The 12,437-nt window shown below is 65.2% G+C and carries 14 protein-coding genes; 10 read left to right on the forward strand and 4 right to left on the reverse strand.

Annotated features, from left to right (window positions below; genetic code table 11):
• The first annotated feature begins 353 nt into the window (after nt 1–353).
• The 4 genes from F0L46_RS23020 (at nt 354) to F0L46_RS23035 (ending at nt 3,490) form a co-directional block, all read left to right on the forward strand.
• Nucleotides 354–1,142, forward strand: coding sequence for an outer membrane protein (locus tag F0L46_RS23020; RefSeq protein WP_149821959.1), 789 nt, complete (start codon nt 354–356; stop codon nt 1,140–1,142).
• Nucleotides 1,143–1,548: 406 nt separating this feature from the next.
• Nucleotides 1,549–1,833 carry a hypothetical protein gene (locus tag F0L46_RS23025; protein ID WP_149821960.1) on the forward strand — a complete coding sequence of 95 codons (285 nt, stop codon included), beginning with the start codon at nt 1,549–1,551 and terminating at the stop codon, nt 1,831–1,833.
• Between the two features lie 53 nt (nt 1,834–1,886).
• Nucleotides 1,887–2,135 carry a hypothetical protein gene (locus tag F0L46_RS23030; RefSeq protein ID WP_149821961.1) on the forward strand — a complete coding sequence of 83 codons (249 nt, stop codon included), beginning with the start codon at nt 1,887–1,889 and terminating at the stop codon, nt 2,133–2,135.
• Between the two features lie 341 nt (nt 2,136–2,476).
• Nucleotides 2,477–3,490 (forward strand): HD domain-containing phosphohydrolase, encoded by a 1,014-nt coding sequence (locus F0L46_RS23035; protein ID WP_188312107.1) that lies wholly within the window; start codon nt 2,477–2,479, stop codon nt 3,488–3,490.
• Nucleotides 3,491–4,070: 580 nt separating this feature from the next.
• Here F0L46_RS23035 and F0L46_RS23040 read toward each other — a convergent pair.
• Both F0L46_RS23040 and F0L46_RS23045 read right to left on the reverse strand, forming a co-directional pair.
• On the reverse strand, nt 4,071–4,574 hold the full coding sequence (locus tag F0L46_RS23040) for a hypothetical protein (RefSeq protein WP_149821963.1): 504 nt from the start codon (nt 4,572–4,574) through the stop codon (nt 4,071–4,073).
• Nucleotides 4,575–4,616: 42 nt separating this feature from the next.
• Complete coding sequence (locus F0L46_RS23045) at nt 4,617–5,381, reverse strand: NIPSNAP family protein (RefSeq protein WP_149821964.1); 765 nt, start codon at nt 5,379–5,381, stop codon at nt 4,617–4,619.
• A gap of 92 nt (nt 5,382–5,473) precedes the next feature.
• Here F0L46_RS23045 and F0L46_RS23050 point away from each other — a divergent pair, with 92 nt between their 5' ends.
• The 6 genes from F0L46_RS23050 to arsC all read left to right on the forward strand — a co-directional run bounded on the left by F0L46_RS23050 (nt 5,474) and on the right by arsC (nt 11,133).
• Nucleotides 5,474–6,439, forward strand: a complete 966-nt coding sequence (locus F0L46_RS23050) for a helix-turn-helix transcriptional regulator (RefSeq protein WP_149821965.1) — start codon at nt 5,474–5,476, stop codon at nt 6,437–6,439.
• A 267-nt stretch (nt 6,440–6,706) separates the two neighbouring features.
• A complete protein-coding gene (locus F0L46_RS23055) occupies nt 6,707–7,237 on the forward strand; it encodes a phosphoglycerate mutase family protein (protein ID WP_149821966.1) in 531 nt (176 codons plus the stop codon).
• A gap of 983 nt (nt 7,238–8,220) precedes the next feature.
• Nucleotides 8,221–8,409 (forward strand): hypothetical protein, encoded by a 189-nt coding sequence (locus F0L46_RS23060; RefSeq protein ID WP_149821967.1) that lies wholly within the window; start codon nt 8,221–8,223, stop codon nt 8,407–8,409.
• Nucleotides 8,410–8,555: 146 nt separating this feature from the next.
• The gene (locus F0L46_RS23065; RefSeq protein WP_149821968.1) at nt 8,556–9,545 is read left to right on the forward strand and encodes a Bug family tripartite tricarboxylate transporter substrate binding protein; all 990 of its coding nucleotides are present in this window, start codon (nt 8,556–8,558) and stop codon (nt 9,543–9,545) included.
• A 384-nt stretch (nt 9,546–9,929) separates the two neighbouring features.
• The gene (locus tag F0L46_RS23070) at nt 9,930–10,583 is read left to right on the forward strand and encodes a TerC family protein (protein WP_149821969.1); all 654 of its coding nucleotides are present in this window, start codon (nt 9,930–9,932) and stop codon (nt 10,581–10,583) included.
• A gap of 124 nt (nt 10,584–10,707) precedes the next feature.
• Complete coding sequence (gene arsC, locus F0L46_RS23075; RefSeq protein ID WP_149821975.1) at nt 10,708–11,133, forward strand: arsenate reductase (glutaredoxin); 426 nt, start codon at nt 10,708–10,710, stop codon at nt 11,131–11,133.
• A 68-nt stretch (nt 11,134–11,201) separates the two neighbouring features.
• On the opposite strand, the gene F0L46_RS23080 is transcribed toward arsC, so the two are convergent.
• Both F0L46_RS23080 and F0L46_RS23085 read right to left on the reverse strand, forming a co-directional pair.
• Complete coding sequence (locus tag F0L46_RS23080; protein WP_149821970.1) at nt 11,202–11,504, reverse strand: TFIIB-type zinc ribbon-containing protein; 303 nt, start codon at nt 11,502–11,504, stop codon at nt 11,202–11,204.
• Between the two features lie 391 nt (nt 11,505–11,895).
• Nucleotides 11,896–12,207, reverse strand: a complete 312-nt coding sequence (locus F0L46_RS23085) for a hypothetical protein (RefSeq protein ID WP_149821971.1) — start codon at nt 12,205–12,207, stop codon at nt 11,896–11,898.
• Nucleotides 12,208–12,437: the final 230 nt, after the last annotated feature.

The following is a 12,437-nucleotide window of genomic DNA, read 5'->3' on the forward strand; positions in this document are numbered from 1 at the left end:
TGATCGACCCCACGACGGCGGAATGAGCCGCGCGAATGGACGCGGAGATCCGGAAACTCGGGCCAGAGCACAGCGTGCTCAGGTGCTAGTAGGTCCGCATCGCGCTGATGTCGATGATTTGTACGAAAAAGCCCCGCCGGGGTGCCGGCGGGGCGAGGTAGCTTTCGACCTGAAACTAGCATGGACGACGCGCGTCCGTGGCCCTCTCGTTAACAGATGGTTAACGCTTCGCGAACCCGTTCAAGTCTGCGGTCTCGACTTTGGGTCGACTGTGGCTCGACTGTGACAGCCAAAGGCCTCCAGTTACGGCATAGCTAGCGCCGCAACCCTGAACAACCCGGGCCTCCTGCTCCATGAAGAAGCTCCTCCTCTCGACCGTGGCCCTGATGGGCCTCACCGTCGCCGCCGGCGCCGCGGATCTGCCGCGCCGCGCCATGGCTCCCGTCGCGCCGATCCTGTCCGTCCCGGTCTTCACCTGGACCGGCTTCTATGTCGGCGTGCACGCCGGCTACGCCTTCGGCGACTCGGACATCCGCACCACGGGCGTCCTCCAGGGCAACATCAACAACGTGAATGCCCTCGCCCGTCCGCCGAGCCTGTCCGTTGACAAGGAAGGCTTCATCGGCGGCGCGCAGATCGGCTTCAACTACCAGTTCGGCATGTTCGTCGCCGGCATCGAGGCCGACCTCTCGTACACGGATCTGTCCGAGACGCAGACCTACGCGAGCCCGACGACCTTCGGGGCGGCGCTCGCCGGCACCCGCAGCACGCTCTCGCAGGACCTCGAGTACCTCGGCACGGTGCGGGCGCGCCTCGGCGTGTCCTTCGACCGGGCGCTGGTCTACGTCACCGGCGGTCTCGCCTATGGCGACGTGAGCTACCGGGCCGACTTCTTCACCAGCGGCGGGGCCCTGCAGTTCGCCGGCCGCAAGAGCGACGTCGAGGTGGGCTACACGATCGGTGCGGGTGTCGAATACGCCTTCACGAACAACCTGACGCTCAAGGCCGAGTACCTCTACTACGACCTCGGCTCGCGCAACGTGCAGGTGGACTCGATCCCCGGCGTGGGCACGGGAGCCTATGTCTCGCGCTTCGAGACGGACGGGCACATCGCCCGCGTGGGCCTGAACTACAAGTTCTAGTCCTTGGATCCGACTGCCAGAAGGCCCGGTCTTTGCACCGGGCCTTTTTTGTTCGACCTGCTGAGGTTGGCACGAGGGCTCGTTGATGCACGAGCGTGCGGCTGAGAAGCTGGTTAACCGCACGGCGGGCGGCAAAGAAGTGAGCCGGGCAAACCATCTCTTTTGGACTGGCGCCGGGGTCGTGGCGATTGCTGCCATCATGGTGTGGGCAGGCCAACTAGTCTCGGGTCCGATTTCCGCGATGGCCGGCGCGATTGCGGCGTTGCTCTTCGTCCCGTTGAGGCCCCCGAGTCCGTGAGGCCTGACCTCCGACAAGTGGGAACTTGCCAGCGAGCGAACACATTTACTGTCGCACGAGCCCGGCCTGATCCACCGCCGGTCGGGCCCCCAGTCTCTGGTGATTGCCGTGCGCATGGTCGACCGAGAAGCCCGTCTCCAAGAGCAAATGCCTGAGCCAGAGCGCGAGAAGCCGGGGACCACTGACCCTGCTCAAGAGCTGACAGAGCGCTTCCACGGTGCTGAGGACGAGGAGGCGAAGGTCCGCCTGTGTGTCGAGTACCGCGACGAACTTATGAACAAGGCTCGCAAGGTGCGCCGTGCGACCACAGGGCAGCGGTTTCTCGCGGCTCTTAGATACTGGGCCGTCGGACTGAGTTTGCTGCTGGGCGGCCTCTACTCGCTGGCTGAGTAGTTGCTCACGCTTTGCCCGGAGCTGGCCCTCACGAACTCACGACGAGGCAGCTCGTGATCACTGGCCAGCGCCTGCTTTCCACCTATCCCGGCACCAAGGTGCGCATCGCCTGCAAGACCTGCGGAGCCTCGTGGCAGTTCGACAAGGCCGCCCTGCTAGACCGCTTCGGAGACATGGGGCTTGCCTCGCTGCGCACTGAGCTCGCCCGCGGTAAGGGCTGCACCAAAGGGCAATCCGTCGAGCTCTACGATCTCTGCGGGGCGTACTACGTCGATCTCTGGACGCCGCCTGGGGGCATGTGACCACCGAGCGCCTGTTTCTGCAGGCAGAGGACAGCCACGCGCGGCAGAGCCCGATAGGTTGAAGCGACCTCAGGCGCACCGCGGGCACTTTTCTCCGTGCACGATAAGAGCTCATCAACTCTGGGCATAAACCAGGCGGTTACGAATGCGTGATCTGCTGTGCGTCCACCACCCGTGATGGTCGCAACATGCGCAGCTCTTCTGACCCTGTTGAGACCCCCATCCCTGCGGCGACCCCGCCCGTTCTCGTCGTCACGGACGCCGGCCGCCTACCAAGCGACCTCACCTCGCTGGGCGGCCGCACGAGCGTGTGCATTCCACCCCGCTCCCTCAGCCCCTCCGTGGCCGGCAGCTTCGCCACAGCCATCGTCGATGTCGACCTCGGCGCCCTGGAGCATCGTCCCGCGATGCTGGCCAAGCTCTCCTGCCTTGCGCGGCTGCCCAACCTCTACGTCGTCTCTGCCGAGGCTGCCGACCGCCTCACCGCGCAAGCCAACCGGCTCGGGGCACAGGACGTGCTCGTGCGCCCTTTCAGCTCCGATGAACTCGCCAGCAGGCTCGCGCGCATCGAGACGCAACGGGCTCGTCCTGCCTCGAGCGACCCAGGCGCAGAGCACCTGCATCAGCCTCGCCCACCTCAGGCGTACGAGGACAATGACGGCATCGCCCAGGCCAGCCGCGTGCTCGCTCGGGTTTTCAGGCAGGTGCAGACGGGCGAGGCGCCGCGCTTTGCCCCGTTCCATGACGCCAGCCATGCCTTTGTCGGCGCGCTCGCCGAGGCGGCACAGAGCGCGGCAGGGATGAGGGAGTGGTTGGCTGCCATCCAGAGCCACCACAGCGCCACGTTCCGCCACTCCCTCACGGTCACGGCCAATGCGGTGCTGTTTGGCCTGCACCTGCGTCTGAGGCAGGCGGACTTGGAGCGGCTCGCCATGGCGGGCTTGCTGCACGACATCGGCAAGGCCGTCGTGCCGCTTGCGATCCTGGACAAGCCGGCGCGCCTCGACCCGGACGAGTTCGCACTCGTGCAGCGCCATCCCGAGACCGGACGTGACCTGATCGAGCGCTCGCCCGATGCGGTCGATCCCGAGCTGGTCGATGCGGTGGTGCACCACCACGAGTACCTCGACGGCTCAGGCTATCCGCACGGCCTCAAGGCCGAGCATCTCTCTGATCTCGTGCGGATCGTCACCATCGCGGACGTGTTCACCGCGCTCGTGGAGGACCGGGCCTACAAGGCGGGCCTGAGCCCACCGGCAGCCCTCGCCATCCTGGACGAGATGGCTGGCAAGGGTAAGCTCGATGCCGTCCTCGTCCAGCAATTCAAGGCGATGATCGAGTGCTCGCGCGCCTGACGATGGTGGATGGGGCATCGTGAAGTTCACGAGCGAGCCGAGGGCGGTAGGGTTTCGTTAACTCGCTCGCGTGACGTTGTGTCGATGAGCAATGTCATCCCCCTCAGCCGCCCTGTGCCGAAGCGCTCCTTTGATGCATCCCCAACCGATCAGCTTCTTGCGAGGATGCGTCGGATCGGCGAGACGGCTGATGCGACGTTGTTCGAGGCAGCCTGCCTGCTCGAGCACCTTGCGCGGCAGGCACACCAGCGCTCGCAATGGGTCAACGCTGATCGGGGTGACGATCAACCGACAGGGCTGAGGGGCTTAGGTCGGCGGGATCCGTCCTGCGCAGGCTCGTGACCTTGGGGCAGCCCCGGGTGGTGCCGGAGATTGCTGCTGCACCGGCGACCAAAGGCCCGGTGACTGGGTACCGCCCTCCACCTGGATTGGCACACACTCAGGCCATGGTCCGAGCGGACATGGCATAAGCGGCCATTCAGCACTGCACCGAATTTTGTCATCCCATCAGGACGCGCGACATCTCAGAAGCCGACATCGGTGCGGGTGAACGGCCCGTGACGACCTCGCGGGACGAACGTCAGCGAGACGCTTCGGTCCGGGTGAACTGCATGATCCAATTCGTCTCCCACCTCTGCCCGCCATCGTCCGAGAAGGCCTGCGTCCAGCGTGCGGAGACGGGCGTAATCGCGTCCCAGAGGAAGCGCACCCGGATCGGGCGTCCCCCGTCCGTGTCGTCACCCTCGAACACGCCCCGACCGCCCTCGAAGTGGCCCGCCACCGGCGGTTCGACCACCCCGCGCGTGCTGTTGATCCAGCGAAGCGACCACAGCCCTCGCTCGAGGTCGTAGCTGCGCAAGGTCAGCCCCGAGAAGCCGCGGTCCGGCATCGCGATCTCGTCCACGTTGGCGACGCCTGCCAGCAAGGGCCAGCAGATCGAGGTTCCCTGGAATAGATCCCACTCCTCGCATCCGACCCAACGCTCCTTCAGGCGACGGTGGGCCACATGCCAGGAGCCATGGAGGAAGTCGAAGTCTTGGGGGCAGGATCGCAGGGCGTGTGATGAGGCGGGCGTCGTGCTCATGGGCTGGCTCTCTTGTGTGGGGGCAGGGTTCGAGGCCGGTGTTCAACCGTGCAGGAGGGAGCGCGCCGTCGGCTTGAGCCGCAGTACCTCGGGCTCCCGAACGAGAGGGGTTCGGATGTCCGGCCCAACCCGGTCCCGCCACGCCGAGCCAGCTTCGAGGGTGGCCGCATTCCTGTGGCGGGCGAGGGTCACCCAGACCCGTTCGCCCTCGCGAACGGGCAGGCGTGGGAAGGTGTTGGGGCTTTCCTCCGTGATGAAGCTGCCCACGATATCGCCCCCGGTGGCCGCGATCCTCGGGCGGATCTCGCTTTCGAACAGCTCCGCGAACGCGCCCGCCGGCCGTTGCGGATCGAGGTGGAGGATCGAGGCCACGACCAGACCGTGCCCGTCGCCGCCCGTGCCGGGCGGCGGGCGCTCGCCGGCGAACTCCGGCAGGCCCTGGCCATCCATGGCGGGCCGCAACAAGAGCACGTCGTCGGAGTCGATCATCGTCGCATTGGCAGCGTCCCGGTGCGCCGCCCAGACCGGGCCACCGTAGAAGGCGGCGAGCGCGCGGGCTCTCGCGGGCATGTCGGGAAAGCCTCTCAGCCAGACGAAGCGGTGCGGGTCGTCGAGGTCGCGGAACTGGCCCATGACCCGCATCCCGACCACCTCCTGCGTCTCGACGAACTCTCGGTCGAATAGGTCGATCAGCGTGTCCCGCTGGCCAGGGTGGAGCGTGTATTGCCGCAGCTCTAGGACGGGCGAGCGGGCTTGCGCTTGCCCGGCTCTGCTCCGTGGTTCGGGCGCTTTGCTGGCGTCGTGCATGGTGTCTCCTGCGGTTCGTGCAGCGTCGGGCCACTAATGTGCAGGTCGCCACCTGACAGAACGCGTCAGGATTTCTGGGCTATGTTCAGGCAATGCGTGCAAGCCGCCTCCTGTCCATCCTCATCCTGCTGCAGCTGCGCGGCCGCCTCACGGCGGAGGCCCTAGCAGCGGAGTTCGAGGTGTCCGTTCGCACGGTCTACCGCGACATCGAGGCGCTCAGCGCCGCCGGTGTCCCGGTCTACGCCGACCGTGGCCCAGGCGGGGGCTTCGCACTGCTCGACGGCTACCGCACCCGTCTCACCGGCCTGACGGCGACGGAGGCCGAGAGCCTGTTCCTAGCGGGCCTGCCCGGTCCTGCGGCGGAACTAGGCCTGAAGGCCACGATGAGGGCCGCTCAAGCCAAGCTCCTGGCCGCACTGCCCGAAGGTCGGTCCGTCGAGCGGATCGCATCGCGGTTCCACCTCGACCCGACTGAGTGGTATCAGGCAGCAGAGACCTCTCCTCGGCTGCCCGCGGTGGCTCAGGCCGTCTGGGACGAGCGCTGCCTGTGGCTGCGCTACGAGAGCTGGGCGGGAACGCGCGAGCGCGTCGTCGAGCCGCTCGGCCTCGTGCTCAAGGGTGGTGCCTGGTACCTCGTCGCGGCTGTCGGCGCAGACCGGCGCACCTACAAGGTCGCGAGCATCCTGGCGCATCACGTCCTGACGGACAAGGCCTTCACGCGGCCGGCTGACTTCGACCTGGCCGACCACTGGGCGGCGTCGCAGCGCCGCTTCGAGGCGCAGCTTCGCCCCAACCGCGCGCAGGTGCGCGCCTCGCCCTTGGGCCTAACGCGCATCGAGGCGCTCGGGGCTTATGCACGTCGAGCTGTTGCCCAGGCGGCCCCGGCCGAGGCGGACGGGTGGCGCACCCTCGACCTGCCTATCGAGGGACTGGACTACGCCGCCCGCCAGCTACTCGGCCTCGGTCCCGAGGTGGTCGTCCTCGCACCCGCGGAGCTGAGGTTTCGGCTTCGCGAGCTAGCCCAAGGGGTGGCTACCCTCCACCGGAACTCCTCTTAGCTCTCGAGATCCGGTTCGCGCCCATGTTGGTCGGTGAAATCGTGTTGTCGTCTCCCCGAAACCGGACATTGAGGCGCGCCGGCTCACGCAGGCCGGGGCCGCTCTGGAGCAGGAACCTTATGCCAGAGAGACTTGCCAACGAGATCGCACGGGCGCGACCAGTCCGCCCGGCGTTGAACTGATTGGGAAACCGCATCCACCAACTGGTGGATGACCAAGAATCACAATGCCGGTTAGCCAGATACCCTCAATGGGGGGAGCGCAACCATGCAGCGTCAACAATGTCAGGCTTGGCGCCCGTTTGTCATCCTACTCTCCGGGGCATGCGCACCCCTGGTTCTGCCGGCTCCGAGTTGGGCGCAGCAGGCCGTCATCATCGTCCGGCATGCAGAGCAGACGCCCACGGGCGGGATGATGGACGGCGACCCGCCGCTCAATGAGCATGGCGCGAAGCGAGCACAAGCCTTGCCGGAGCGGCTGAGGCAGGCTGGGATCAAAGCCGTCTACTCGAGCCAGTATGCCCGCTCACGTGAGACGGCGGAGCCGCTGATCCAGGCGACGAGTGCGCGGACTTATGTTGTGCCGAAGGACGACATGGCGGCGCTGACCGCCCACATCCGCGAGCATCATGCGAACGATGTCGTTGCGGTCGTGGGCCATTCAGACACCATTCCAGCTATGCTGAAGGCCTGGGGGCATCCCGAGCCGGTCGAGATCGGCAGGGCCGAGTTCGACGGGCTGTGGCTCGTCGTGCCACGACAGGGGGCCGCGCCCGTCGTCACGCGCCTTCGCATTTGATCCGGGTCGCGCCGTATCTTGTCCGATCGATGAGCAACACCGGCTAGTTGGCCCGAGCAGCGTCTGCAGGGATTGCCTGTGCGATAGCTCGGTCGAGGGCCAGCAGGGCCCGGCGGCGAGCGCGACGTTTCGTCGATACCTTCACGAGTCACCTCGTCGGCGAACGGGCCGGCAGACTGGCAGCCCTCCGGGTCAACGCACAAGGTTACTTTCGGCCTATACCCAACCGCGGTCTTGTCTGAAGCGATACTGCTGGAACAAGACTGCCCAGTCGATGACGGCACGGCTGAGGTCTGCTCCTCACAAGATCGTTGCGCATAGAGGGCGGTGGTTATGTAAGCCGCGGTGGCCTGAGATGGCGATCATTCCGCGTCATTCTGATGTGCAGTGGCTGCACCCACCGGCGGAGTTGGGACTGGCTGGGAAAAGAACGATGTTGCCGCACGCCTTGTAGATCGATAGCGATGCCGGCGGTGCCGTTGGTCTCCGTTTTAAATGCGCGATACGCCACGACAGGGAACGAAGACCACCTCGGATGACGAGATCGCTCGGGGCATGTCGCTTTGGCTCGCCCTGCTCATCCCGCTCTTCATGTTCCTGGGCGGGCACGCGCCGCAGCACACCAACGCCGGACTCACTGTTCTTCCCGACAGCCGCACGATCCATTGGACCGTGTCTGGGGACACGCCAGCCCTCGTCCGCGAGACCCGAGCGCTTACGCCTGTCAAAGCGCCGATAGGCTCTGGACAGCCCTGCGCCCTTCCGCGGACACGCTCAGTCGGAGAGCTTGCCCGCACCTGGATCAGGTGCACGATAGCTGCAGTCCTGGTTCCCTCTGAGCTGTGGCCCAGCAAGCCCCACGCGACCGGCCCGCCTACAGCCTGAGAGCCGCCGCGGCCCTCTGTCCGCGCAACGACCACACCAGCGTTCTCAGTCTCTAACGCGCCCGGCGACCTGCATCGCCGTGGCCGGAGCTTACCGCCATGAGCCTCAGCCTTATCCTCGGCGCTGTCTTCCTGGCAGCCGGTCTCCTGCTGTTGTTCATCTGCCTTCCTAAGCGGGATGGGCGTCAGCCAGCGTTCCTGAAGAAGGAGTTTTTCTCGATGCTCACCCCCGTCACGATCCTCTCCCTCCTCGTAATGGGCATGGGTCTTCTCTGGTCGAGCCTGTAGTCCTGAGATTGACCTTAGGTCCGACCGAGGCGACGGACGTGAGAATTACCCTCTCACTTCCGTCGCCCTCTCGCTAAGGTCGAAGCCACAAAACCCTGAACGCATGTCCCCCCGACGCGCCACCATGGCGCCAGAGGATCAACACGATGCACCTCAAGAGAACCCGTCGCTCTCTTCTCCAAGCTGCCCTCGCCGCCGCGACCGCCGCCCTGTGCGGCCCGGCCCTGGCGCAGCCGGCTTTCCCGAGCCGTCCGATCACCCTCGTCGTCCCCTTCGCGGCGGGCGGCTCAACGGACGTGGTGGCCCGCATCGTGGCCCAGAAGATGTCCGAGGGCCTGGGCCATCAGGTAATCGTGGAAAACGTGGCGGGCGCCGGGGGCAGCACGGGCGCGGCGCGCGTCGCCAAGGCTGACCCGGACGGCCACACCATCCTCATGGCGACCGTCGCGACGCATGCGCTCAATCCGCTCATGCTCAAGCGCAAGCCCTACGACCCGGTGACGGACTTCGAACCCGTTTGCCTGCTCGCCATCGTCCCGAACGTGCTCGTCGTGAACCCGAAGCTGCCGGTCAAGTCCGTCCAGGACCTCGTTGAGTTGCTGAAGGCTGACCCCTCGAAGTACAACTACGCGTCCTCGGGCGTGGGCACCCCGCTGCACCTGTCGGGCGAGCTCTTCAAGAGCATGGCCAAGGTCAACATGCAGCACATCCCCTATCGGGGCGCCGGCCCGGCCCTGAACGACGTGGTGGCTGGCCAGGTGCCGATCATGTTCGACAATCTTCCCTCGGCCTCCGAGTTCATCAAGGCCGGGACCCTGCGCGGCATCGCCGTGACCACGAAGGAGCGCGCTCCCTCATTCCCCGATCTGCCGACCATCTCCGAGGCCGGGCTTCCGGGCTACGAGACCTATACCTGGAACGCCCTCTTCGCTCCGCCGAAGACGCCGGCCGCCGTCGTCGCGCGTCTGAACGCGGAGGCGCGCAAGGCCGTGGCCGACGCAGCCGTGCAGGAGCGCCTCAAAACCTTCAGCGCCACAGTGGTCGGTTCGACCCCGGAGGAGCTGGCGGCTCACGTCAAGGCCGAGATCGCCAAGTGGACGCCGGTCGTGAAGGACGCCGGCGTCTCGATCGATTGAAACAGTGAGCCGTTAGCCGCTGTCGCTCTCTATCCATAAGGCAGCGGGCTGAATTGCCCGCTGCCCCTACAGCGAGAAGGCTGAGGTCAAAGCACCGCAGGAAGGCCAAATGGGCAGCGTTCGCGCCCACAGCTCCCGGTGCGCTCTTGACCTGAGCCGACACGTCAGTCAGGACGGACGCACCAGGCCGGGCCCCTCTGGCAGCCTCATACAAGCTGCGATGTCGGACTGGGTGAGGAGCGGGCGGCACAAACCGACCATGCGCCCCATGTCCCGCGGCGTGATGCTCGCCAGGGCATTGCCGCTGCGCCCTGGTCCGGTCGCTTTGGCTTGCCTGACCTGACGTGATCACGCCGCTCGCACACACCACGAGCGAGGCGCCCTATGAGCGAGATTTTGACACCCGAGGTTCTGTCAGCCTTCTTCCAGGTGATCATGATCGACCTGGTTCTGGCCGGCGACAACGCCATCGTGATTGGGCTAGCTGCCGCCGGGCTCCCCAAGGATCAACGCAACCGCGCCATTCTGATCGGCGTCATCGCCGCCACAATCCTGCGCATCATCTTCGCGGGGCTCACGACGCAGCTCCTTCAGGTCGTTGGCCTGCTTCTCGCCGGCGGTGTGCTCCTGCTCTGGGTGTGCTGGAAGATGTGGCGAGAGCTGCGTACTTCTCACGGCGACGGAAATGCCGCCGACGAGGCGCTTGCAGGTGCGGATCTGAACCAGGACGGCACAATCGCGAATGGCACGCCGCGTAAGACCTTCGCCCAGGCGGCTTGGCAGATCGTGATCGCCGACGTCACGATGTCACTCGACAATGTTCTGGCCGTCGCAGGTGCCGCGCGAGAGCACCCGTGGGTTCTGGTGTTTGGCCTCGTTCTCTCCATCGCGCTGATGGGGCTTGCCGCAACCTTCATCGCCCGTCTTCTGCAACGCCATCGGTGGATCGCATATGTGGGCCTGGCTGTGATCCTCTATGTTGCTCTGGAGATGATCTACCGAGGTTCGCTCGAGGTCTCGCCTTACGTGCTGGGCTGAGCGGGCTTCCCAAACCATGATGTACCGGTCGCCGAGGGAGGGCTGCCGCGGGCAGTCCTCAGCATTTTGATCAACGTCGCCTGTGCACTCAAACCGGAGACCGCCCATGGCTGAAGGCGCCCCACTGGATGTTGTGATCTACCACAACCCGGACTGCGGCACGTCCCGCAACGCCCTCGGCCTGATCCGGAACGCCGGCATCGAGCCGCACGTCATCGAGTACCTGAAAACACCGCCCAGCCGCCTCATGCTCCGGCAGCTCATCACCCGGATGGGGGTGCCGGTCCGGGCTGTCATCCGTGAGAAGGGCGCCCCCTACGCGGAACTCGGCCTCGGAGATCCGTCGCTCAGCGATGACCAACTCCTCGACGCCATGCTGGCCCACCCCGTCCTGATCAACCGGCCCATCGTGGTGACCCCGAAGGGCGTGCGCCTGTGCCGGCCATCGGAGAAGGTCCTCGACCTGCTCCCGCCGCAACGGGGCGTGTTCGTCAAAGAGGATGGTGAGCGGGTCGTTGATGAGCAGGGCCGCCACGTGGCGACGACCTGACAGAGCGGTGCGCCACGATTGACGTGTCGCCAGCGTATGCTGCATGCCGCCAACCTCTCTGATTGCTCTCAGAAGTCGAAGATCTCGCCCAGGAGCGACTTTTTCTTCTTGTGGCGAGGATCATAGCGCTGATCGTAGCGAGCGTCATAGCCTTGGCGTGGATCGTGGGGCTGTTGCGGATATGGGGCCGACGGCGGCGCTTGCTGCGGGATGAAGGAAGCCTGCTGCGGCGCTGGAGCCGCTGTCCTCTCAATGATCTTGTCGAGTTCGCCGCGGTCGAGCCACACACCCCTGCATTTGGGGCAGTAGTCAATCTCGATCCCTTGGCGATCCGTCATCACAAGATCAGAACCGTCGATGGGGCACTTCATCCGGAACTCCCGTTCGAAAAGAGGGCGGTCAGACACTTAAACCTGCGCATGATCATGAGATCAGCACCGGGTTGGTGAGAAGCAAGAGGTCTCACCCCGCGCTGCCATCCGACCAGATCGTGCAGGACATGCACCCGCTCGAGGAACTGCGGCGGGGAGCGACGAAGTGAACCGGGGCAAGTATCTCTTATGGACCAGGGCTAGAGTTATGAGGATTGGCATCACCGTGGCCTGGGTGGGCCAAATAGTCTCGTCCGAGCTGTGATCCTTGACGCTCAGGGCGGGAAGGGAGAGCCTTAAAGCGACAACGTTCATCGGTGTGGGCTGCTCTGGCCTCATCTGCCAAGATGGCACCATTGAACGGAGCCGGGAAAGCGCTGCAAAGTGATCTCTAGTCTGGGCTGCTGGCCGTCCGGATTAGCTGCGTCTCCGAGGCGGCCGCGAGTTCGGCGTGAGTTCGCTCGCTGCATTGCTCAGCCGCGGCACAGAGAAGGGAGTGGACCCGCTCGAAGGCTGCCTGTTGCATGCCATCTAGGGTGAGGTCGGCCTGATGTGGGATGGTGACGCGAGCCTCGACCGCTTGCACCGTGTGGGTGTCGTCGGCTTTGAACCCGATCGTGACATCGACGGCCACGAGCTTCGGCGAGTCCTGATCCGCCTGTGCGACCTTCATGTCGCCGAACGAGAAGCTATAAAACTCCACGACCCACCCCGATGAACGTCCACATACAAACGCCAACGCAGTTCGCTAACTTTGGTTCGGTAGCCTCGGAGAATACAGAAGCATGCGTCGAGAGATCGGTTTTTAGCTGGCTTAAGATTTTTGCGGGCGAGAGAAAATTTCAATTCATCTGCTGGTTAATTATTACATCTATCTTGGCACCTGAGGCCGCGTTGCGTATCAGGCCCTAAGCCCCGCCAGTCCCCTTCCTG

The organism is Salinarimonas soli (assembly GCF_008386575.1).
In the GTDB taxonomy this organism is placed as follows: domain Bacteria; phylum Pseudomonadota; class Alphaproteobacteria; order Rhizobiales; family Beijerinckiaceae; genus Salinarimonas_A; species Salinarimonas_A soli.